The organism is Streptomyces sp. SM10 (assembly GCF_002910915.1).
Classification (GTDB): domain Bacteria; phylum Actinomycetota; class Actinomycetes; order Streptomycetales; family Streptomycetaceae; genus Streptomyces.
The window spans coordinates 1-22,213 of record NZ_NEUF01000095.1 but is presented as its reverse complement, the minus strand read 5'-3'; the positions used below and the strand labels follow the sequence as shown (position 1 = coordinate 22,213).

Below are 22,213 nucleotides of genomic sequence, written 5' to 3'. Positions count from 1 at the left end.
GTACCGCAGGGGAGGGACCACGAGACCGGGCGGCCGGAACCCCCCGTACGTCCCCGTCCCCTCATCCCCCCACCGGAGGTCATCTCCATGTCCATATCCGCCTCGACCCCGTCGGGCACGGAGCACGTACCGCAGAAGGACGAGGAGCAGCGGCTGCGCGAACTCGGCTACCAGCCGGTGCTGGCCCGTCGCATGGGCGGCTTCGGCAACTTCGCGATCAGCTTCTCCGTCATCTCGATCCTCTCCGGCTGCATGACCCTGTACGGCTTCGGCATGTCGACCGGCGGCCCGGCCGTGATGCTCTGGGGCTGGGCCGGTGTCGGCCTGTTCGTGCTCTGCGTGGGCATGGCCCTGGCCGAGGTCACCAGCGCCTATCCGACGTCGGGGGCCCTGTACTACATGGCCGACCGGCTCGGTGGCCGCAAGTGGGGCTGGTACACCGGGTGGCTGAATCTCCTCGGTCTGCTGGGGGCCATCGCCGGGATCGACTACGGCGCCGCGCTGTTCACGGGCGCTCTGCTCAACCTCCAGTGGGGCTTCGATCCCACCCCGGGCTCCACGATGCTGATCTTCCTCTGCATCCTGCTCCTGCACGCCGCGCTGAATCTCTTCGGTGTCCGTCTGGTCAGCGTGCTCAACTCGGTCAGCGTCTGGTGGCACCTCGCCGGTGTCGCCGTGATCGTGACGGTTCTGGCGGTCGTGCCCTCGAACCACCAGTCGCCGTCGTTCGTCTTCACCGAGTTCGTCAACGGCACGGGCTGGGAGAACCCTGTCTACGTGGCGGCGATCGGTCTGCTGCTGGCGCAGTACACCTTCTGCGGGTACGACGCCTCCGCCCATCTGTCCGAGGAGACGTCCAACGCGTCCGTGACGGCGGCCAAGGGCATCGTCCGGGCCATCTGGGTCTCCTGGATCGCCGGGTTCGTCCTGCTGGCCGGGCTGACGTTCGCCATCCAGGACTACGCGGGCGCCCAGAACAGCGCGACCGGGGTCCCGCCGGCCCAGATCCTGATCGACGCGCTGGGTACGGCCGGCGCCACCGCCATGCTGCTGATCGTCATCGCGGCCCAGCTCTTCTGCGGCAACGCCGAGGTGGCGGCGGCGAGCCGGATGGTGTTCGCGTTCAGCCGCGACAACGCCCTGCCGGGCTCCGCGCTGTGGCGCAGGGTCAGTGCCCGGACGCAGACACCGGTGCCCGCCGTGTGGCTCTCGGTCGCCGTCGCGGCCCTGCTGGCCGTTCCCTCGCTGTACTCGGCCACGGCCTACGGGGCGGTCACGGCGATCAACGTCATCGGGATCACTCCGGCGTACGCCATCCCGATCTATCTCAAGCTGCGCGCCGGGGACCGCTTCGAGCGCGGCCCCTGGCACCTGGGTCGCTGGTCGAAGCCGATCGGCTGGATCGCCGTGGCGTGGGTCGCCGTCGTGACGGTGATCTTCCTGCTCCCGCAGTCCTCGCCGGTGACCGTCGACTCGATGAACTACGCGTCGATCGCCCTGGCCGTCGTCCTGGTCCTGGCCACGGTCTGGTGGTTCGTCGCGCGCCGCTCGTACAGCACTCCGGCGGCGTACGGAAACGCCCGTGAGCAGGCCGAGATCGCCGAGGGCATCGTCTGACCGTCCTCCCCCGGGGCGGTCTTCAGCGCAGCAGCAGCTGGAGGCCGCCCAGGACGGTGGCTCCGATCACGATCCGGTCGAAGAGCTTCTGGTTGATCCGGCCGACGCAGGCGCGGCCGAGGTAGGCGCCCGGGATGACGAACAGCACCAGGGCGGCGTCCAGGAGCAGCGACCGCGCGTCGATCAGTCCGAGTCCCACACTGAAGGGGACCTTGGAGGTGTTGACGATCAGGAAGAACCACGCCGACGTCCCCAGGAAGCCCAGCTTCCGGAAGCCCGCCGACAGCAGGTAGAGGGACATCACGGGGCCCCCGGCGTTGGCGACCATGGTGGTGAACCCGCCGAGCGCCCCGTAGGAGCGGGCCTTGAACCGCCCGCCATGCGAGGGACCGTCCCCGCCCTCCCCTTCGGGGGCCCGCTCGGGCCGCTCGCGTCGGCGCCAGAGGGTGACGCCCGCCATGAAGAGCAGGATCGCGCCGATCGAGGTGCGTACGGCGTCGTCGTCGGCCCACATCATGAAGAAGGTGCCCGCGACGACGCCCACCGCCACGGCGGGGAACAGCCTCAGCAGAGTGGGCCAGTGGGCGTGACGGCGGTAGACCAGCACGGCGAGGATGTCGCCGGCGATCAGGATCGGGAGCAGCACCCCCGTCGATTCGCGGGCCGGCAGTACGGCCGCGAAGACCGCGAGGCTGATCGTATTGGCACCGCTGACCGCCGTCTTCGAGAAGCCGACGAGGGTGGATGCCGCGGCGAGCGCGGCCAGTTGCCAGAGTGTGTGGGTATCCATTCCGGCTCAGATGGTAGACACATCTTCCTCTCGGCGGATCATCGTTCCATCCTGTGGCCTTCCCTGGCGCGGGTCCCTCGCTATGCTGCGATCGCTCACGTAAGCGTTCAAACGAACATCGCACAGCGGTAGGCAAGGGGGCCAGCATGCGGGAGCCGGTCGACATGAGGCGCACGCGCATCCTCGCGGTGGTGCACGCGCGGGGGGCCGTCAAGGTGAGTGCGCTCGCCTCCGAGCTCGAGGTCTCGATGGTCACGCTCCGGCGGGACGTGGAGGAGCTCGCCAGGGCGGGAATGCTGCGGCGCGGGCACGGCGTGGTCCGGCCGATGGGTGACACCGGGCAGACGGTGCCGGCACCGGCCGCACACGGTGACGAGCCCGTCGGCGAGGGGGCCGCGGTCGGCCTGGTCGTGCCGGAGCGGCACTCGTATCTCCACGAGACCCTGCACGGCGCGAGGACCGCCCTGGAGGAGGCGGGCGCCCGGATCACCCTGCACATAGCCCCGCAGATGGCCGGCGCCGAACGACCGCAGGTGGAAAGAGCTCTGGCCGCCGGCGTACGCGGCCTGCTGATCGCCCCGCGGTGGCGCAGCGCCGCCGGCGAGGAGGCGGACTACGGCTGGCTCGCCGAGGTGGGGGTGCCCACGGTCATGATGGAGCGGCGGCCCAGGCCCGGCAGCGTGCTGCACGCCATGGACACCGTCTGCACCGACCACTGGTACGGGATCCATCTGGCCGTGGACCACCTGGTCTCCCTCGGCCACCGCCGGCTCGTGCTGGCGGCCAGGAACGACAGCCCCACGGCACGCTCCATACGGGCCGCGTTCGCCGAGATCGCCGCCGCCCGGCCCGAGGTGGAGGAGTGGTCGGTGGTGCTGAGCTCGCCGAACGCGGGCCCCGGGGAGCCCGGCACGCTGGAGGACGCCCCGGACCTCACGGCGCACCTGCGGGAGCGACGCGTGACCGGCGCCGTCCTGCACGGCGACGAGGACGCCCTGATGCTGGTCCAGCGGCTGACGGAGAACGGGATCGGGGTGCCGCGGGACTGCTCGGTGGTGGCGTACGACGATGTCGTCGCGGCCCTGGCCAGCACCTCCCTCACCGCCGTCTCCCCGCCGAGGGCCGAGATCGGGCGGGCCGCGGCCGAGCTGCTCCTGTACCGGCTGGGCCGGCCGGCCGGCACCACCGGTCCGGTGCGCAGGACGGAGCTGCTGCCGCGTCTCGAAGTGCGTGGATCGACCCGGGCGTTGCCCCGTCCGGCCGACTGATCGATTGAACACTTCACGCTTCTTTTGATCGATCTATTGACCGCTATCGATCAGCCGATCAGTATTCCCCGTGTCTCGAACCAGGAGCCGCGGGAGGTGCACATGCCCGGTCGACAGAGCCGTCGATCCGTGCTCGCCACGATCGCCGCACTGCCTCTGACAGGTGCGCTCAGCGCCTGCGGGGGCGGTGGCGGAGACACACGGTCAGGCAGCACGAGCAGGAACGTCAGCAGCAGGAACGGCAGGAAGACCCGCATCACCTTCTGGTCGGCCCTGCGGGGCAGTCAGGAGGTCGTGGACGCGTTCAACCGCGGCCACGACAGCATCGAGGTCGACTTCCAGCAGGTCCCCGGGGGAGCCCAGGGCGGCTACGCCAAGCTCAGCAACGCGGCCCGGGCGGGCAACGCCCCGGACATCGCCACCATCGAATACCCCCAGGTCCCGGGCTTCGCCATCGACGGGGTCTGCCGTGACATCACCGACCTGGTCGGCGAGGGGCTGCGCGCCAAGCTGCTGCCGCAGGCGCTGGAGCTCACCACCTTCGAGAAGAGGGTGTTCAGCGTCCCGCTCGACGTGGAGCCGATGGTGCTGCACTACCGCACCGACCTCTTCGAGCGGTACGGGCTGACCGTCCCGCGCACCTGGGAGGAGTTCGAGGAGGCGGCCAGGACCGTGCACCGCGAGGGCGGTCAGCGCCGGATGGCGCTCTTCCCCACGGACGGTGACACACAGCTCGCCGCATTCGCGTGGCAGGCGGGCGCCAGGTGGTTCGACACCTCGGGCGGCGCCTGGAACCTTTCGCTGGCCGACGCGCCCACCCGGCGCGTGTCCTCCTACTGGCAGCGGCTCACCGACCAGGACCTGGTGTTCATGAACGCCGTGGAGAGCAGGCAGAGCGACGTCCAGATCGCCGAAGGCCTGGTGCTCAGCCGGCTCAGCGGAGCGTGGGACGCCGGTGCCCAGATGAAGGCCCGCCCCGCCCAGAAGGGCATCTGGGCGATCGCCCCGATGCCCCAGTGGGACCCGGCCGACCAGGGTGTCGGCACCCACGGCGGGTCGACCTTCGCGGTCACCAAGGACTGCGCGGACCCCGAGGCCGCCATGGAGTTCATCGAGTGGCAGGTCTCGCACCCGGACGCCCTGCGCGCCCGGCTCTCGAGCGGCGCGAGCAGCCAGTACCCCGCCGCACCCGGGCTGGTCGACGTGGGACGCAAGGCCTTCGACCGCGGCTACTACGGCGGCCAGGACATCTACACCCTCTTCGAGCAGGAGGCCGAGAAGATCCGCCCCGGCTGGGTCTGGGGGCCCCGGATGTCAGCCACCGGAAGGATCATGAAAGACGGACTGGCGCGGGCGAGCGGAGGCCAGGGTTCCATCCTCGGGGCGGTCCGCGCGGCGCAGGAGGGCACCATGCCGGATCTCAAGGCACTCGGCCTCTCCACCACCCAGCGCTCCACCTGACGGCGATCCGCATCCCCTTCCCACAGCAGAGAGGCAGGTGACACCCATGACCAGCGCCACCCCCGTGTCCGTAGCCGCGGACGCCCCCGCTCGGCCGTCGCCGAAGACCCCGGCCGCCACCCCGCCCGCGCCCGTCGGCCGCAGGTCCGCCCGCCGGCGAGAACTCGGGGCCTGCGGCGTCCTGATGACACCCTTCTTCGTCCTTCTGGTGACCGTCTTCGTGATCCCGGTCGCCACCGCGGTCTATCTGAGCTTCTTCAGCGACGACCAGCCCGGGCTCGGCTTCGGCCCGGAGCGCACGGTCTTCGCCGGGATCCGCAACTACACCGCCGTGCTGGCCGACCCGACCTTCCTCGCCGGTCTCGGGGTCGTCGCCCTGTACTGCCTCGTCTACATCCCGCTGATGGTGATCGGCGCCCTCGTGCTGGCGCTGCTGCTGGACTCCGGTGTGGTCCGGCTGCGGGGGACCGCGCAGCTGGCGCTCTTCCTGCCGCACGCCGTGCCGGGCATCATCGCGGCCCTGATCTGGCTGTATCTGTACACACCCGGCATCAGTCCCGTGATCGACCTGCTCGGCAGGGCCGACATCACCGTCGACTTCCTCGGGGTGCACACGGTGCTCCCGTCCATCGTGAACATCGCACTGTGGAGCAACCTCGGCTACAACATGATCGTGTTCTACGCCGCCCTGCAGGCCGTGCCCCGCGAAGTGATCGAGGCCTCGGTCGTCGACGGCGCGGGTCCCGTCCGCACGGCACTCCAGGTGAAGGCCCCGTTGGTGCGGTCGTCCATCGTGATGGTGGCGATGTTCACCCTCATCTTCGCCCTCCAGCTCTTCACCGAGCCGATGCTGCTCAGCCAGTCGACACCGATGATCAACTCGCGCTTCTCCCCCAGCATGTACATCTACGACGCCGCCTTCACGCGCAACAACTACGGCCTCGCGGCGGCGGCCTCCGTCATCCTTCTGCTGTGCACGATCGCGCTCTCCTACGGCGTCACCCGCTGGACCAACCGCACCGCAACCGCCGAGGAGGGCGTCCGATGAGCGCGTCGACCGTATCCCGCACCGCCGCGCCCCTGCGACCCCGGCTCCTCGGGCGCTCCGTCGTCAATCTCGTGGTGCTCGTGTCGGTGCTCTACACCCTGCTGCCGGTGCTCTGGCTGGTGCTTGCCTCCACCAAGAACAGGGACGCCCTGTTCAGCAGCAACATCCTGTCGCTGGGCGACTTCTCCTTCGCCCGGAACATGAAGGACCTGTTCGCCATGGACGGCGGGCTGTTCGGCCGCTGGTACGGCAACAGCCTGCTGTACGCGGTGCTGGGCGCGGCCCTCGGCGCACTGATCAGCATCGCGTGCGGCTACGCCTTCGACAAGTACCGCTTCGCGCACAAGGAGAAGCTGTTCGGACTGGTGCTGGCCGCCGTCATGGTGCCGCAGACGGTACTCGCCCTGCCGCTCTACCTGATGGCCTCGGGCGCCGGGCTCGTGAACACCTTCTGGGCGGTCTTCATCCCCGTCCTGTTCAACCCGTTCGGGGTGTACCTCGGCAGGATCTTCAGCCAGGGCTACGTGCCCGACGAGGTGCTGGAGGCCGCGCGGATGGACGGCGCCGGCGAGCTGGCCGCCTACTTCAGGGTGGCGCTGCGCATGCTGGGCCCCGGGCTGGTCACCGTGTTCCTCTTCCAGCTCACGGCCATCTGGAACAACTTCTTCCTGCCCATGGTGATGCTCTCCGACCAGGACCTGTATCCGGTCAGCCTCGGTCTGTACACGTGGAACAGCTCCGCGTCCGTGTCCCCCGAGTACTACCCCGCCGTGATCATGGGCTCGCTGCTCGCGGTGGTGCCCCTGATCCTCGCCTTCGCCCTGCTCCAGCGTTTCTGGCGGTCCGGTCTGACGGCGGGCGCCGTCAAGTAGCCGTGCCGCCCCGCCCGGACCACCGCACAGGAGAACCATGCACAGCACTCCCCCCGCACACCGCCGGCCGCGCGCCGCGCTCGCCATGGGAGCGGACGCCGCAGCCGCGGTGCTCTCCCCGGACTCCCTGGCGGCACTGGCCGAGGTGTGCACCCTCGCGCCCCTGCCCGCGATCGACGACTTCTCCGCCGCCGGTGCGCGTGCCGTGCTCGCGGACACGGAGGTCCTGGTCACCGGATGGGGCTGCCCGCCGATCCACGCGGGAGTGCTGGCGTCCGCGCCCGCGCTGCGGGCCGTCGTGCACACCGCGGGCACGGTACGCGGTCATGTCACCGACGCCTGCTGGGACAGGGGAATCGAGGTGTCGTCGGCAGCGGCGGCCAACGCTCTGCCCGTCGCCGAGTACACCCTCGCGATGATCCTCCTCTCCGGCAAGCGGGTCCTGGAACGGGCCAGGGACTTCCGGGCGAGCCGGGTGCGCGACGCCTGGCTCGCCACACCGCCCGACGTGGGCAACTACCGCCGCACGGTGGGCATCCTGTCCGCCTCGCTGATCGGCCGCCGGGTGATCGAGCTGCTGCGCCCCTACGACCTGCGGGTGCTGCTCCACGACCCGTACGTCGGCGACGAGGAGGCCGCAGCGCTCGGCGTCCGCCCCGTCACGACCGCGGAACTCTTCGCGGAGAGCGACGTGGTCAGCGTCCACACACCACTGCTGCCGGCGACCACCGGGCTGGTCGGCCGCGAACTTCTCGGCTCGATGCGGCCCGACGCCGTCCTGATCAACACCTCCCGGGGCGCGGTCGTCGACCAGGACGCGCTGACCGACGTCCTGCGGGCGGACCGGATCAGGGCGGTGCTCGACGTCACCGACCCCGACCCGCTGCCGGCCGGACATCCGCTCTGGGACTGCGAGAACGCCCTGATCACACCCCATCTCGCGGGATCACAGGGCAACGAACTGCGGCGGCTGGCCGACCTCGCGGTCGGCGAGGTCGCCCGCTGGGCCGCCGGCGACGGATTCGCCCATCCCGTACGACGCGAAAGGCTGGCATTCCTCGCATGACCACCATTGCCTTCCCTCTCCCCCCTGAAGACCGCGGTTCGAGCCCCCACACCGGCTACACCCGTGCCCACTGGGAAGCGGTGGCGGACGGGCTGCTGGACGCCGCCTGGAAGTGGGCCACCCCCGGCCGGGCCCTGCTCGACCTGCCGGGCCGGCCCTCCCGCTCCGGGGTCCGCTCCGACGGACTGGAGGGCTATGCCCGTACGTTCCTCACCGCCGCGTTCCGGGTGGCCGGCGCCGAGGGCAAGGACCCGCACAACTGGCTGGAGCGGTACGCCGACGGGCTCACCGCCGGGACGCGTACGGCAGGACGGGACGACGCCGAGTCCTGGCCGCTGATCCTGGACCACACCGTCTTCGGTCAGCCGATGGTGGAGTCGGCGTCCGTGGCGATCGGACTGCGGCTGACCCGCCCCTGGCTGTGGGACCGCTTGGACCCGGCCACCCAGGACCGTGCCGAGGAGTGGCTGCGCGGGGCGCTGCGGCACACCCCCGCGCCCAACAACTGGTACCTCTTCCCCTACTCCGTCGCCGGCTTCCTGGAGTCGGTCGGCCGGGGCGATGCGGAGACGGCACGGGCACGGCAGCGGGCGCTCGACCTCCTGGAGGTCTGGTACCGCGGCGAGGGCTGGTACGCCGACGGGGACGGGCGCGCCTTCGACCACTACAACGGCTGGGCCCTGCACCTGTATCCCGTGCTGGACGCGTACCTGTCGGGCGACGCGGAGCTGTCCGCGCACTACGGGGCGCGGCTGAGCGAGCATCTGGAGGGATTCTCGCTGATGTTCGGCGCGGACGGCGCTCCGATGCACTTCGGCCGGTCCCTCTCCTACCGCTTCGCGGCGGGAGCGGCGGTCGGGATGGGTGCCGTGTCCGGGCACACCCCGTTGGAGCCCGGTGTCTCGCGGCGGCTGATCAGCGGGTCGCTGCGGTACTTCCTGGACCGGGGATCGGCCGGGGACGACGGTCTGCTGAGCCTGGGCTGGCACGGTCCGCACGACGCGACGCTCCAGGAGTACTCCGGCCCCTCGTCGCCCTACTGGGCGTCGAAGGCCTTCGTCGCCCTGCTCGCCCCGGCCGAGCACCCGCTGTGGACGGCTGACGAGGGGCCTTCCCCGAGCGAGGGCCCTGACCGGGTGCTGTCGCTGCCCTCGCCGGGACTGCTGGTGCAGTCGACGCGGGCGGACGGCATCGTGCGGCTCCACAACCACGGCAGCGACCATGTCCGGCCGCACGAGGGCGAGACGGCGTCCGTGGCGGACCCGCTCTACGCGCGCCTCGCGTATTCGACGGCCACCGGTCCCACGGCGTCCGCGAACACGGCGGACAACCATCTGTCGGTCCGCGTCGGGGGCTCCCGCAGCACCCGGGTCCGCATCCACCCGCTGGGGGCGGGTCACGGCGAGGGCTGGGGCTGGGCCGCGTCCTGGCACACCCCGGTCTTCCCGGAGGGGGCACCGACCTCGCCCGGCCTGCGGGTGGAGAGTGTCACGTTCGTCCGGGGCCGGTACGAACTGCGGGTCCACCGGGTCCTGGGTGCTCCGGCCGGGGCGCGCGCGGAGCAGACGGGCTGGGCCACGGACCCGGGGGGCGCGGTGCGCTCCGAACTGTCGGGACTGCACGGCTGGGAGGAACGGGAGGAAGTACGGGCTCCGCAGGGCACGGCGTTCACCCGGTGGGCGGCGCTGCCCCGGCTGGGAGCGGACGTGGAGGGCACCGACGTACTGGTGGCGTTGGCGTCCCTGACGGCGGAGCCGGATCCGGTGCCACTGCCCGCGGCGGTGAGCGGGGTGAACGTCGACGGGGACTCCGTCGAAGTCGCCTGGGCCGATGACGGTTCGACGACCCGCGTCCGTTTCGCCCCTCTGGAGGTCACGCACCTTCCGTAGTGCGGCGACATGACGGGCCCTCCGTCTGCGGCTCACGCAGCGGGGGGCCTGTGGTCCTCTCCGGTCAGGGCAGGGAGGAGATGCTGTTCGTCGTGGTCGAAGTGGGCGTCGAGGCCGGCTGCCAGTCGGGCGAGTTCGGCCCTGGGCGTCTCCGCCTCGCCCGCAGCCGCCCGTGCGGAGAGGCCTCCGAGGAGCGCCTCGATGCCCCGCAGGGCCTGCGCCACGGTGCGGTGCTCTTCGCGCAGTCTCTCGATCGCGGGGGCGAGCCGGGGAAACCGCTTCTCGAGGTCGGTGAACGCGCCCTCCACGCCGGTGTGATGGGTGTGCGGGGCGTCGCAGAAGGCGAGGCAGTGCACGGCCAGTCGCTTCCCCGGAGTCGGCTCCGGCCGGACGACGCCCTGCGGTACGGCCCGATTCGGTGAGGTAGTCGTCGACGCCCCGGCGGATGTGCGTCGACACGCTCACGACGTACGAGCAGGGCCTCTCCGAGGACCGAAGGGCGGCGCCCCTCCGGGGACACGCACTCCCCCGAGCGAACACCCGGGAAACGCATGGCCTCGCCCACCTTAACGAGGAACTACGGAATCGGTAATTCAGAACGACCTTTCCGGAGCTTCGCAGAACCCTCCGAATTCATTTCCGGAAATCGCGTCGCACAGTTACGCTGAGGCCACTTCGCCGAGTGGCGGGGCAGCTGCCGAAACATCTGGGGAGGTGTTGACCGCAGCTTTGGGGTTTTTTGGGGGGTGCGGGGGTCCGCTGTGCAGCGGAAAGGGACGAGGGCACATCCTGCCCCCGCCCGCTGCCACACATTCCACGGTTCGCACGACGAGGCGACCGGGAGCATCCTCGCACGAATTTTCCCGCAACCCGGAATTCTCTTGACGCCAAGTGAGGAAATCCCGTGCGACGCATCACGTCCGTATTTCTGTCCCTGAGCGCCCTTCTGGCGGCCTCCGCGCTGGCCGCACCCGTGGCGGGGGCCGCTGCGCATGCCGACGGGTCGGCCGTACCCGGTGGCTGGGTGGCGGTGGACAGTGCCGGACTGCAGCACATCGGCGATTCGGCGGACACGCCGCAGGCTCCGCCCGCCGCCGGCCGCAGCGCCTCCGTTCCGGCTGCGGAGCCGGAACTCCTGGCCCTGCAGTCGGCCCGTAACGAGAAGTTCGTCGCCACCGAGGCCAATTACGCGGCCCCGAACACCGGCGCCCTGCGGGCCCGCTCCGCTCAGGTGGGCGGAGGCTGGGAAGGGTTCGTCTTCGAATTCGACGAGGCGACCGAGACGGTCTCGCTGAAGTCGCTGGCGAACGACCGCTATGTGGCGGTCGAGAAGAACTACACCGGCAACGCGCAGAACATCCTGCGCGCCCGCTCTACGAGCGTGGGCGGCTGGGAGCGCTTCTTCCTGTACTACAACGAAAGCCTGGACCGTTTCGCGCTCCAGTCCACGCTGAACGGACTCTTCGTCGCGATGGAGAACAGCTACACCGGGTCCCTGCAGTACGCGCTGCGCGCCCGCTCGGCCGAGATCACCGGCTCCTGGGAGGAGTTCACCCTCTACAGCCTGGACGCCTGACACGGAGCCGACATGTCCAGCAGTGCTAGGCGTCCGTGCGGATCACCACGACGAGGTTGCGGGGCCCGTGCACGCCCTCCACGCGCTCCAGCTCGATGTCGGACGTCGCCGAGGGGCCGCTGATCATGGTCGTCGGCCGCTCCGGCACCAGCCGGGCCACCGCCTCCGGCACACCGGCCATGACCGAGGACAGGTCGACGACGCACACATGGAGGTCGGGGACGAGGGAGAGGGCGCGCCTGCCCTGATCCGCCGACCCGTCCAGGAAGATCGTGCCGGTCTCCGCGCAGCTGACGGCCGACGCCGTCACCACACCGTCCAGCGTGTCCAGGCTCGGCGCGGGAATGTCCGCCGAGTCCCTCCGGACCTCTCCGTCGTAGGCACTGAGCCAGCACTCGTCCAGACCGTCGGGTACACCGATCACCCGGGCGCCGCGTTCGCGCAGGATCTCGGCGATCACCTCCGCCGTGCGGTCGCTCGCGCAGGGGTGGGCCTTCGCCTTGTAGTCGACGAGCCGGTCGGTCAGGAGCGCGAGGCGTTCGGCGTCCGGGAGGGTGCGGCCCGTGCGGTAGGCGCGGGGGATCTCGGCGTCGGGGGCGGGCGCGAGGGCCAGAGCGTCCCTGATCCGGCCGAGTACGGTCTCGCGTGCGGTGGTCACTGGTCCTCCTCGGGGCCCTCGGCGGCGCGCCGGGCACCTTCTTCGGCCGCTGCCCGCATCGTCTCCGCACCCTCGGCCGATGCCAGCCAGGTGCGGAAGGACTGCTTGGGCGGTGCGGCGGTGTCCCGGCTGTCGCTCCAGCCGCTGAGCGGTGTGGGCAAGCGGGAGATGGTGCCGTCGCGTCCGCCGACGATCCGCCCGAGGGCGACGGTCTTCTGCGCGGCGGTGAAGAGCCTGGGCTTGGCCATCACTCCGGCCGCGGCCTTCATCGCGAGCTTCTCCGCCGTGGTTCCGGCCTGTTCGGTGTGCTGGTGGCGCAGTTCGACGAGCATCGACGGGATGTCGATCTTCACGGGGCAGGCGTCGAAACACGCCCCGCAGAGGCTGGAGGCGTACGGCAGCGAGCTGTTGGGGTCGTTCTTCGCGGCGTCCATGCCGGCGAGCTGCGGGGTGAGTACCGCGCCGATCGGGCCGGGGTACGTCGAGCCGTAGGCGTGTCCGCCGGCCCGTTCGTACACGGGGCAGACGTTGAGACAGGCCGAGCAGCGGATGCAGTTGAGGGCCTCGCGGCCGATCGTGTCGGCGAGGGCGGCGGTGCGGCCGTTGTCGAGGAGGACGAGGTGGAAGTCCTGAGGACCGTCGCCCGGGGTCACCCCCGTCCACATCGAGGTGTACGGGTTCATCCGCTCGCCGGTCGAGGAGCGCGGCAGCAGTTGGAGGAAGACCTCCAGGTCCTGGTAGCGCGGCAGGACCTTCTCGATGCCCATCACGGTGATGAGGGTGTCGGGCAGCGTCAGGCACATCCGCCCGTTGCCCTCCGACTCGACCACGGCCAGGGTCCCGGTCTCGGCGATGCCGAAGTTGGCGCCGGAGACGGCGACCTTGGTCGTCATGAACTTCTCGCGCAGATAGGCGCGGGCCGCGGCGGCGAGGTGCGCGGGCACGTTGTCGAGGTCCGGGTCGACACCGGGGATCTCGTCGAGGAAGATCTGCCGGATCTCGTCGCGGTTGCGGTGGATGGCGGGCACCAGGATGTGCGAGGGCTTGTCGTCGGCGAGCTGCACGATGAGCTCGGCCAGGTCGGTCTCGTACGGGGTGATGCCGGCCGCTTCGAGGTGTTCGTTGAGGCCGATCTCCTGGGTGGCCATCGACTTGACCTTGATGACGTCGCTGCTGCCGGCCGCCCGGACCAGCCGGGTGACGATCTCGTTGGCCTCGACGCCGTCACGCGCCCAGTGGACGGTACCGCCGTGCTCGGTGACCTTCCGCTCCAGCTGCTCCAGGAGTTCGGGAAGCCGGTTCATGGTGTCGGTCTTGACGGCCGAACCGGAGTCGCGCAGCGCCTCCCAGTCGGGCAGCTCGCCGGTCACGTGGAGACGCTTGGTCCGGATGGTGCGGGTGGCCCTGCCGAGGTTGTCGCGCAGTTGCTCGTTGCGGAGTTCGTCGTGGGCCGCCTCGGGGAACTTCCTGTCGCCGCGCAGATTCCCCGTGCCGTACGGGGACCGGGGCGGGGCGGCGGGCATGCCGAGGAACGTGCTCATCGGGCGGCCTCCATCAGGGTGCAGGGCGCGGTACGGGTGGACCCGAGGATCTGGGCGAGGTGCAGGGTCCGCGTACCGGACCTGATGCGGGCGAGCCCGCCGCCGATGTGCATCAGGCAGGAGGAGTCCCCGGCGGAGCACACATCGGCCTCCGTGCCGGCGATGTTGCGCATCTTGTCCTGGAGCATCGCCGTGGAGGTCTCTGCGTTCTTGATCGCGAAGGTGCCGCCGAAGCCGCAGCAGGAGTCGGCCCCGGGGAGCTCCACCAGGTCGATCCCCTCCACGGCACGCAGCAGCTCCAGCGGCTTGTCCCCCACCCTGAGCATGCGCAGGGAGTGGCAGGTGGGGTGGTACGTGACCCGGTACGGGAAGTAGGCGCCGACCTGGGTGACACCGAGGACGTCGACGAGGAGCTCGGAGAGCTCGTACGTCTTGGCCTTGACCGCGGCGACCCCGGCGCGCAGCGCGGCGTCCCCGTACCGCTCGGCGACGAGCTCGTGCTGGTGGCGGACGGAGCCGGCGCACGAACCGGACGGCATGACGACGGCGTCGATCGAGGCGTCCCCGAACTGCGCGGCGAAGTTGCGTACCAGGGGGACGGGTTCGCGCTGGTAGCCGGTGTTGACGTGCATCTGCCCGCAGCAGGTCTGGTCCGGCGGGAACACCACCTCGTGTCCCAGGCGGGCGAGCAGCACCGCGGTCGATTTCACCGCCTCCGGGAAGAGCGTGTCTCCCAGACAGGTGGCGAAGAGTCCGATACGCATGGGACCTCCCCGATCACTTTATGGTCCGACCATACTAGCCTCGGTCCGCAAGCGGAAGCAGAAGGGCACTCCCGGCGGGACGGAGGGAGCGGGGAAGGGAAACGGGAGCGGGGACGGTGCACACGCACCGTCCCCGCTCCCGTCCACCTTCGGTCGTCCGCCCCCTACGAGGACTCGTTCTCGTCGACCAGGGTTCCGTGGAGACCCCGGATGTGCTCCTCGACGAGGTCGGCCGCCTCGCCGCCCCGCCCCTCGCGCACCAGCCGGAGCAGCCTCGCGTGCTGGGCGTTGAGGGCGCCGGCCGTCGCCGGCCAGTCCTCGGTCTCCTCCAACGCCCGCAGGATCAGGGGGCGGACGGACTCACGGACGGCGGAGGTGAGCGTGGAGGTGAGCGCGTTGCCCGAGCTCCCGGCGATCAGCACATGGAAGCGGGTGTCGAGATCGTTGAATTCGGCCACGCCCGCCTCCGGCTCGCCCATGCGCCGGACGAGTTCCGCCGCCTCGTCGAGATCCTCGGCCCGGGCATGGCGGGCTGCGGCCTCCCAGCTCGACCGCTCCAGCACGACGCGCGCCTCCAGGACGTCGTGCAGGCTGTAGCTGCCGAGCGCGAAGTGGAGACGCAGCAGGCGGCCCAGCGCGTCGTCCGGGTTGCGGACGATGCGCGCCCCTGAGTCCGGGCCCCGACCGGGCTGGGCGACGAGGACGCCGATGGTCTCCAGCACTCTGAGCGCCTCGCGCAGCGCGGACCGGCTGACACCGAGCACCGGCGCGAGCTCCCGCTCGGGCGGCAGACGGTCGCCCGCCTTGAGCTCTCCGGCGAAGACCCGTTCCTCGATGCTCTGGAGCACGAGCTCGTGGGTGCGGGACTGCCGTACGGGCTGCCACTCGACGGGCATCCGCTACTCCCTGTTCCGGGCGATATTCCGGGCCATACACATGCCCCGACTATGTCACACAGGGTGTGTGGTCGGACCAAAAGCCCGGGGCGACTCGGCGTGGCCGCGCCACCCTGCCCCGGGGGCCGCTCCGCTGTGGTCTCAGCCGCTCGAAGGGCGAACCCGTCAGGCGCACACACCTGCGGCCCCGGCCGCCCGTCCCCGCCGCCCGTCACGTGACGACGACCACGCTGTGCGTTTCATACGATTCTCACCCGGTGCGCCTACGGTGCTCTCGTGACCCAGACGACCCCGCCCGGCTGGCATCCAGACCCCGGGCACACAGGAATCGGTCCCCTTCAGGAACGCTGGTGGGACGGGAGCCGCTGGACCGACCAGCTCCGGATACCTCCTGCGGCGGTCCGGCGCCGACGCATACGCATCGGCGCGGGCATCGCCGCCGGCGTCGTGGTGCTCGCGGCCGTCGGCAGCGGCGCGTATCTGCTGGGCAACAGCGCCGACGACCGCGCCGGTTCGTCCGCCACGGCTCCCTCGGAAAGCCCCCGGCTCCCGGGCGCCCCGGGCGGAGGCGGCCAGGACGGCGAGCGGAACGGCGGCCAGGGGGGCGGCGGACAGGCGCCCGACCAGCAGATGCCACAGACCGAGGACGGGTACGCCACTGACGCGGCCAGCGGCATCAGCATCCCCGTCCCCGACGGCTGGACCGGCCAGTCCGGGCCGATCGGCGCCGGAGTGCAGACCGGCGAGTACACCTGCCCCGGCGACGAGTCGGAGAAGTGCGTACGCGGCGGGGTGTCCTCCGCGCCGGCGCAGGCCCTGAAGATCGAGGCGACCACCGCGAAGGCGGCGGCCGAGGCCGACATCAAGACCAACGCCGAGGAGTCGTACGGCGAAAAGGTCTACGGCGGAATCACCTCGCACGAGCAGCTGAGGTCCGAGGCGGTCACGGTCGCCGGGCAGAAGGGCTACGCGGTGCGCTGGAAGGTGGTGACGAAGAACGGCGACGACGGATACGTCGAGTCGCTCGCGTTCCCCTCCCCCAACGTCAAGGGGATGCTGGTCGTCGTCCGATCCGGCTTCGACATCAACGCCGACGCGCCGAAGCTGGCGGTCCTGGACCAGATCACCAAGGGCATCAAAAAAGCCGAAGGAGCCGGTTCCGGTTCCGGTGAGACCGCCTGAGACATCCGCACACCCGAGAGGCCGCACCGGACCGTTCCGGTGCGGCCTCTGCCCGTACTGGCCCTCATGCACCGTCACGTGACGCCTTGTCGGACGCCACGGCCCTCCGGAGGAGGATGGACGAACGGGACATGTGGGCCCCTGCGCCACAGGAATGGCTGCATGACGCAACCGATCGGCGCCGAAGGCAGTCTTCACGTCCGAAGGTCCGTTCACCCCATCGAACAACGTCCGCCCAACTGCGTCCGACAGAGGTTGACTTCCATGCCGTTCCCCCCTCACCGCACCGCCCGCACCATCGCCGCCGCCCTGAGCTCCGCCGGCCTGCTCGTGCTGGGCGTCGCTCCCCTCGCATCCGCCGATGAGACCGCATCCGAACTGGTCGTGGAGAAGATCGCCCCGGTCGACGGCGTGAAGCCGGGAAGCACCTTCGACCAGCCGGTCGTCCTGACGAACAACGGCGCCGCTACGGCCGACAAGGTCTGGGTCATGTACTCCGCCACCCGGGGACTGGACTACGCGGAGATCCCGTCCAACTGCCAGGCGCACCAGGTCACCGCCTACGACGAGATGACCGCCAAGTCGAACGTGGTGTGTGAGTTCGACCAGGCGGTGGAGCCCGGTGCCACCTACACGCCGGGGAAGCCCCTCGCGATCAAGGCACTGCCCCACGCACTCGACGACGTGCTGCGCGTGAGCGTCTGGGACCACGCCCCGGACCTGGACGACGCCGCCACCCCGCCGGTGGCCGGGACCGCCCCCGCGGTGAAGCTGGTCGAGGGCACGGCCGGGGGCGAGGCCACCGAGGAGGCCGTCGACGTGCCGGTCACCTCCGTCAACACCGCCGACTTCCAGGTCGAGGGCGCCGAGCTCACGGGCAGCCCCGGCGACACGGTGACGCTGAGGACGAAGTTCACCAATGCCGGGCCCGCCTGGGTGCTGACCGACGAAGGGGACCAGCTGCCCGAGGTCCGGATCACACCTCCCGCGGGCACCTCCGTCGTCAAGGCCGACGGATTCTGCGAGGCCGAGGGCGAGACCTACGTGTGCGGCACCAGCCAGCGCTGGGTCGACGAGGGCAAGGGCGAGACCTACACCTTCCGGCTGAAGATCGACAAGAAGGTGGAGGGCGCCAAGGGCTCGGTGGCGCTCGGCGACGCGGCGCGGCCGTTCGACCCGGAGAAGGGCAACGACAAGGCCGACATCACGCTGAAGGTGGAGGACAGCGGGTCGACCGGTTCCACCGGCTCCGGCGACGCCGAAGGCTCAGCCGGCTCCAGCGGCTCGACCGGCGACAATGAGCCGGAGGCGCAGGGCAGCCAGCTGGCGGCCACCGGTTCCTCCTCCACGACGGCCGTCACGGGCGCCGCTGCCGCAGCGGTGATCGTGGGCGGGGCCACCCTCCTCGGGGCGCGTCGCCACCGGGCCCAGGGCCTGCGCTGACACGACGCGCGAGGGTCCCCGGTGTCGGCAGACCCCCGGGCCCCTCGCGCGACAAGGACCGCTCCCCGCCGGGGAGGACGCGAGGCATCCCGAACCGCCTGTGGAACGGCCGAGGGGCCGTACCGGATCTCTCCGGTACGGCCCCTCGGTCACGACTCTCACGAGTCGGGACGACAGGATTTGAACCTGCGACCCCTTGACCCCCAGTCAAGTGCGCTACCAAGCTGCGCCACGTCCCGCTGTCCGTCTGACCTGGGGTTTCCCCCTGGCCGAACGCGCATGAGAACAATACCGCACTTGCACCGGTGCTCACGAACCCGTTTCCCGCCGCTTGACCTCAACCATGGTTGATGTCGAAGGCTGAGCCGCATGACGCCTACGACACCTTCGCCGGTACACGGCTACGACGAGCTGGGCCGGCTGATGAGCCTCATGACCGGTGACGAGAGGCACGGCCCCGCCGCGACCTCGACCCTGGACACCCTCTGGATCCTGTACGACCGGGTGCTGAGGGTCTCCCCCGGCACCTTCCGCTCGCCCGGCCACGACCGCTTCCTCCTCTCGAAGGGGCACGGTCCCATGGCGTACTACGCCGTGCTCGCCGCACGCGGCTTCTTCGGCGAGGAGCTGCTCACGGGCTTCGGGTCGTACGACTCACCGCTCGGGCACCATCCCGACCGGCTGCTGGTTCCGGGCGTCGAGATCGGCAGCGGGTCGCTCGGCCACGGACTGCCGCTCGCCGTGGGCAGCGTGCTGGGGCTGCGGGCCCAGGGGCTGGCGGAGCCCCGTGTGTGGGTGCTGACCGGCGACGCCGAACTGGACGAGGGCAGCAACCACGAGGCGATCGCCTACGCGGGCCCGGCCGGGCTCGATCAGCTGCACACCGTGGTGATCGACAACGCCTCGGCGACGTACTCCAGGCCGGGCGGCATCGCGGCCCGCTTCGAGGCCGCCGGATGGTCCGCACGGACCGTGGACGGACGGGACCACGAGGCTCTGTACGCCGCTTTCACGGCCCCGCACCCCGGCCGGCCACACGCGGTGATCGCCCGCGTGACACCCAAGCGCTGACCGGCCCCACCCGAGGACGACGGAGGACATCTTGATGGACACCATGCGTGACCGCTTCATCGCCACGACGACCCGGATGCTGGACGAGGACCCGCGCCTCGCCCTGGTGCTCGCCGAGATCAGCCGCGACGGCTTCGAGCAGGCCGGGCGGACCCACCCGGACCGCGTGGTCAACGTCGGGATCAGGGAGCAGCTCCTCATCGGTGCCGGCGCCGGAATGGCCCTGACGGGTGTGCGGCCGATCATGCACACCTTCGCCAGTTTTCTCGTGGAGCGCCCGTTCGAGCAGGTGAAGCTGGACCTGGGACATCAGGGAGTGGGCGGCGTGCTGGTCAGCGCCGGGGCCTCGTACGACTGGCCGGCCGGAGGCTTCACGCACATGGCGCCGGGCGATGTCGCCCTCCTGGACACGCTCGACGGCTGGACGGTGCACGTGCCGGGCCACCCCGACGAGGCCGAGGCCCTGCTGCGGCGGGCCGTCACGGGGGACGACCGTGTGTACGTACGGCTCTCCCTCCAGTCGAACAGCAGGGGCCGCCCGGTGACGGAGACCGCCTTCAGCACCGTGCGGCGCGGAAGCGGCGGGGTGGTGATCGCCGTGGGGCCGATGCTCGACAACGTCCTGGCGGCGACCGACGGCCTGGACGTGACGGTGCTGTACGCGACGACCGTGCGTCCTTTCGACACAGCGGGGCTCCGCCGCGCGGCCGGCGGGGGAACCGCGGTGGACGTCGTGGTCGTCGAGCCCTACCTGGCGGGTACGTCCACGACCGCGGCCAACGACGCCTTGTCCGACGTGGCTCACCGGGTCCTCGGGCTGGGCGTGGGCCGGGGCGAACTCCGCAGGTACGGACAGATGGAGGAACACCTCGTGGCGCACGGGCTGGACGCGCGCTCCCTGCGGCAGCGGATCACCGCGTTCCTCCGCCTCTGAGCCGCCTCAGCCGTCGGCCGGAGGAGGGCCGAGCTCAGGATGGGCGGCGAAAGAGCCGCCGCGGGGCGGCCTGGCGCCACGAGTCGGTCAGGATCGCGGCCGGTTCGGACGCGTCGTCGTACGATCGCCGTGGTGTTCTACCGCTCGACCTGGAGCAGCGAAGGATCCGGACCTGCTCGCGGTCGACCGGAGTGAGCAGCTGTGGCCGTCCCGTCCCGTACGGGATCACGGGAGGGCTCCGAAGCCCGAGAGCGGTGCCGGTACCGTCGCGTTGATGAGGTGCTGGACGAGGGTGACCAGAGCCCCGGTTCCGGAGCTGGCGATCCTGGCGTCGCAGAGGACGACGGGCACGTCGGGTCCGAGATCGAGCGCCGCCCGCACCTCTTCGGGTTCGTAGCGGTAGGCGCCGTCGAACTCGTTGACGGCGACGATGAATCCGATGCCTCGGCGCTCGAAGAAGTCGACGGCCGCGAAGCATTCGGCCAGCCGGCGCGTGTCGGCGATGACGACCGCCCCGAGTGCGCCCTTGGAGAGTTCGTCCCACATGAACCAGAACCGCTCCTGCCCCGGGGTGCCGAAGAGGTAGAGCACGTGCTGCTCGGACAGGGTGATCCGGCCGAAGTCCATGGCCACAGTGGTCGCCGACTTGGATTCGATGCCTTCGAGGCTGTCGGTCGCCACGCTGACCTGGGTCAGGAGCTCCTCGGTGCTCAGCGGCGCGATCTCGCTGACGGCGCCGACGAACGTCGTCTTGCCGACGCCGAACCCGCCCGCTACCAGGACCTTGAGGGCAACGGGGAAGTAGCCGGAGCTTCCGGAGCTGTCAGAGCTGTCGTCGTAGACCATCGAGCACTGCCTCCAGCAGGGATCGGTCGGTTGGCATGTCATGGAACGCCGGGGCGTGTGCGGTGACCGCCCCGCAGTCGACCAGGTCGGAGAGCAGGACCTTGGTGATGACCGCGGGCAGTCGCAGATGTGCGGCGATCTCGGCCACGGACGTGGGCCCGTCGCAGAGTTCCAGGGCCACGGTGTGTTCGGGGCCGAGATGCGCCTGGGGCCGACGCCCCGTGGCCATCACGAGTGAGAGCAGGTCGAGCACCGTCGTCGGCCTCGTCCGGCCGTTGCTCACGGTGTACGGGCGGATGAGCCGGCCTGCCGCGTCGTCGAGCAACGGCCCGTCGTGCGGGGCCGGCATCCTCACAGCCCCGAGATGAACGGCGCTCCGGCCGGCTGCCGGAGCGGCGTCATGAGGTAGGGGCGCACGCTCTTGACCAGCATGGCCATCTCGTAGCCCAGGACTGCGGCGTCCGCCTCGCGGGCCGCGAGGACGGCGAGACAGGTGCCGGCACCCGCGGTGGAGACGAAAAGGAGCGTCGAGTCGAGCTCGACGACGACCTGGCGCACGTCGCCGTTGTCACCGAACCGGGCACCCGCGCTGCGGCCGAGCGAGTAGAGCCCGGCGGCCAGGGCCGCCATGTGATCGGCGCTGTCGGCGTCCATGCCGTGGACGGATTTCACCAGGCCGTCCGCCGAGAGGAGTACGGCGCTGCGCGTGTAGGGCACACGCTGGACGAGGCCGCTCAGCAGCCAGTCGAGGTCCGAGACCTGCCCGGACGGCATTTCTGTCGTCATGGTGCATCTACTCCTTGAACATGTTCTCGGTGCGTGGATCCGGTTCGGACGTCTGCGGCCGCCTGTGGCCGGGGGCCGCCGGGGCCGTCGCGGTGGTGGCGGGACTGCGGAACGGCAGCGGGGCGAGCCCCTGGGACCGCTGCACCCCGACGCTCAGGGCGGGGCCGGAGATGTCGGGAGACGCGGCGCCGGAGGTGCCGTACGCGCCTCCCGGCTCCGGCTCCTCTTCCGCGGCGTTCTGGGCCTCGGCAAGGTCGATCCCGCGCCGGAAGGCCGCCATCAGACCGGGGTCGTGCAGGGCGTTCTCGTCCTCGGCGCGCGGGGCGGGGGCCTCCCTGAGCTGCGGGACCAGGTGCTCCTGGTTGCTGCGCCTGGGGAGCTGGGGCCTGCCGGGGCCGGCCGGGGCGGACGCGGCGGAAGCACCCGCGTCCGTGGCGGGCCGGACGGTTTCGGCGGACCGGGCAGGGGGGACTGCCGCGGTCGGGGGGACGGGCTCCGACGACGG

Annotated in this window: 21 protein-coding genes, 1 tRNA gene and 1 pseudogene; 12 read left to right on the top strand and 11 right to left on the bottom strand. The window is 70.9% G+C overall.

From position 1 onward, the window contains the following. Positions 1-87: 87 nt before the first annotated feature. Complete coding sequence (locus tag B9S57_RS14045) at positions 88-1,617, top strand: amino acid permease (protein ID WP_103515905.1); 1,530 nt, start codon at positions 88-90, stop codon at positions 1,615-1,617. A 22-nt stretch (positions 1,618-1,639) separates the two neighbouring features. On the opposite strand, the gene B9S57_RS14040 is transcribed toward B9S57_RS14045, so the two are convergent. After that, complete coding sequence (locus B9S57_RS14040) at positions 1,640-2,407, bottom strand: sulfite exporter TauE/SafE family protein (protein WP_103515904.1); 768 nt, start codon at positions 2,405-2,407, stop codon at positions 1,640-1,642. 146 nt (positions 2,408-2,553) lie between these two features. Here B9S57_RS14040 and B9S57_RS14035 point away from each other — a divergent pair, with 146 nt between their 5' ends. The 6 genes from B9S57_RS14035 to B9S57_RS14010 all read left to right on the top strand — a co-directional run bounded on the left by B9S57_RS14035 (position 2,554) and on the right by B9S57_RS14010 (position 10,011). Then, a complete protein-coding gene (locus B9S57_RS14035) occupies positions 2,554-3,675 on the top strand; it encodes a substrate-binding domain-containing protein (protein ID WP_103515903.1) in 1,122 nt (373 codons plus the stop codon). Between the two features lie 102 nt (positions 3,676-3,777). Beyond that, positions 3,778-5,136: an ABC transporter substrate-binding protein gene (locus B9S57_RS14030; RefSeq protein ID WP_103515921.1), complete on the top strand. Its 1,359-nt coding sequence runs from the start codon at positions 3,778-3,780 to the stop codon at positions 5,134-5,136. Positions 5,137-5,182: 46 nt separating this feature from the next. Continuing rightward, complete coding sequence (locus tag B9S57_RS14025) at positions 5,183-6,184, top strand: carbohydrate ABC transporter permease (protein WP_103515902.1); 1,002 nt, start codon at positions 5,183-5,185, stop codon at positions 6,182-6,184. Continuing rightward, a complete protein-coding gene (locus B9S57_RS14020; protein ID WP_103515901.1) occupies positions 6,181-7,056 on the top strand; it encodes a carbohydrate ABC transporter permease in 876 nt (291 codons plus the stop codon). Before B9S57_RS14025 ends, B9S57_RS14020 begins: the two co-directional genes overlap by 4 nt. A 37-nt stretch (positions 7,057-7,093) precedes the next feature. Continuing rightward, complete coding sequence (locus tag B9S57_RS14015) at positions 7,094-8,122, top strand: hydroxyacid dehydrogenase (protein WP_103515900.1); 1,029 nt, start codon at positions 7,094-7,096, stop codon at positions 8,120-8,122. After that, positions 8,119-10,011: a DUF2264 domain-containing protein gene (locus tag B9S57_RS14010; protein WP_103515899.1), complete on the top strand. Its 1,893-nt coding sequence runs from the start codon at positions 8,119-8,121 to the stop codon at positions 10,009-10,011. Before B9S57_RS14015 ends, B9S57_RS14010 begins: the two co-directional genes overlap by 4 nt. A 32-nt stretch (positions 10,012-10,043) precedes the next feature. Here the strand turns inward: B9S57_RS14010 and B9S57_RS14005 are convergent, their stop codons facing one another. Continuing rightward, on the bottom strand, positions 10,044-10,367 hold the full coding sequence (locus B9S57_RS14005) for a hemerythrin domain-containing protein (protein ID WP_181011342.1): 324 nt from the start codon (positions 10,365-10,367) through the stop codon (positions 10,044-10,046). Positions 10,368-10,924: 557 nt separating this feature from the next. Between B9S57_RS14005 and B9S57_RS14000 the strand changes: the two genes are divergently transcribed. Then, the gene (locus tag B9S57_RS14000; protein ID WP_103515920.1) at positions 10,925-11,587 is read left to right on the top strand and encodes a hypothetical protein; all 663 of its coding nucleotides are present in this window, start codon (positions 10,925-10,927) and stop codon (positions 11,585-11,587) included. Between the two features lie 25 nt (positions 11,588-11,612). Here B9S57_RS14000 and B9S57_RS13995 read toward each other — a convergent pair whose 3' ends face one another. The 4 genes from B9S57_RS13995 to B9S57_RS13980 form a co-directional block, all read right to left on the bottom strand. Next, complete coding sequence (locus tag B9S57_RS13995; RefSeq protein WP_103515897.1) at positions 11,613-12,245, bottom strand: LUD domain-containing protein; 633 nt, start codon at positions 12,243-12,245, stop codon at positions 11,613-11,615. Further along, positions 12,242-13,786: a lactate utilization protein B gene (locus B9S57_RS13990; protein WP_103515896.1), complete on the bottom strand. Its 1,545-nt coding sequence runs from the start codon at positions 13,784-13,786 to the stop codon at positions 12,242-12,244. Before B9S57_RS13990 ends, B9S57_RS13995 begins: the two co-directional genes overlap by 4 nt. Then, positions 13,783-14,550, bottom strand: coding sequence for a (Fe-S)-binding protein (locus B9S57_RS13985; protein ID WP_103515895.1), 768 nt, complete (start codon positions 14,548-14,550; stop codon positions 13,783-13,785). Before B9S57_RS13985 ends, B9S57_RS13990 begins: the two co-directional genes overlap by 4 nt. A 164-nt stretch (positions 14,551-14,714) precedes the next feature. Next, complete coding sequence (locus B9S57_RS13980) at positions 14,715-15,446, bottom strand: FadR/GntR family transcriptional regulator (protein WP_103515894.1); 732 nt, start codon at positions 15,444-15,446, stop codon at positions 14,715-14,717. A 276-nt stretch (positions 15,447-15,722) separates the two neighbouring features. Between B9S57_RS13980 and B9S57_RS13975 the strand changes: the two genes are divergently transcribed. Then, on the top strand, positions 15,723-16,628 hold the full coding sequence (locus tag B9S57_RS13975; RefSeq protein ID WP_103515893.1) for a DUF2510 domain-containing protein: 906 nt from the start codon (positions 15,723-15,725) through the stop codon (positions 16,626-16,628). 264 nt (positions 16,629-16,892) lie between these two features. Next, positions 16,893-18,071 (top strand): hypothetical protein, encoded by a 1,179-nt coding sequence (locus B9S57_RS13970; RefSeq protein ID WP_103515892.1) that lies wholly within the window; start codon positions 16,893-16,895, stop codon positions 18,069-18,071. A gap of 165 nt (positions 18,072-18,236) precedes the next feature. Here B9S57_RS13970 and B9S57_RS13965 read toward each other — a convergent pair. Continuing rightward, a tRNA-Pro gene (locus B9S57_RS13965) sits at positions 18,237-18,310 on the bottom strand. A 130-nt stretch (positions 18,311-18,440) separates the two neighbouring features. Here B9S57_RS13965 and B9S57_RS13960 point away from each other — a divergent pair. Together B9S57_RS13960 and B9S57_RS13955 are read left to right on the top strand one after the other, a co-directional pair. Then, positions 18,441-19,142, top strand: a complete 702-nt coding sequence (locus B9S57_RS13960; protein WP_103515891.1) for a transketolase — start codon at positions 18,441-18,443, stop codon at positions 19,140-19,142. Between the two features lie 34 nt (positions 19,143-19,176). Further along, positions 19,177-20,076, top strand: coding sequence for a transketolase family protein (locus tag B9S57_RS13955; RefSeq protein WP_103515890.1), 900 nt, complete (start codon positions 19,177-19,179; stop codon positions 20,074-20,076). 225 nt (positions 20,077-20,301) lie between these two features. On the opposite strand, the gene B9S57_RS13950 is transcribed toward B9S57_RS13955, so the two are convergent. The 4 genes and pseudogenes from B9S57_RS13950 to B9S57_RS13935 all read right to left on the bottom strand — a co-directional run. Further along, positions 20,302-20,922, bottom strand: coding sequence for an ATP/GTP-binding protein (locus B9S57_RS13950; protein ID WP_103515889.1), 621 nt, complete (start codon positions 20,920-20,922; stop codon positions 20,302-20,304). Then, positions 20,900-21,271 carry a DUF742 domain-containing protein gene (locus B9S57_RS13945; RefSeq protein ID WP_103515888.1) on the bottom strand — a complete coding sequence of 124 codons (372 nt, stop codon included), beginning with the start codon at positions 21,269-21,271 and terminating at the stop codon, positions 20,900-20,902. Before B9S57_RS13945 ends, B9S57_RS13950 begins: the two co-directional genes overlap by 23 nt. A 2-nt stretch (positions 21,272-21,273) precedes the next feature. Continuing rightward, complete coding sequence (locus B9S57_RS13940; RefSeq protein WP_103515887.1) at positions 21,274-21,708, bottom strand: roadblock/LC7 domain-containing protein; 435 nt, start codon at positions 21,706-21,708, stop codon at positions 21,274-21,276. Positions 21,709-21,715: 7 nt separating this feature from the next. Then, positions 21,716-22,213: pseudogene (locus B9S57_RS13935) on the bottom strand (ATP-binding protein); the annotation flags it as partial.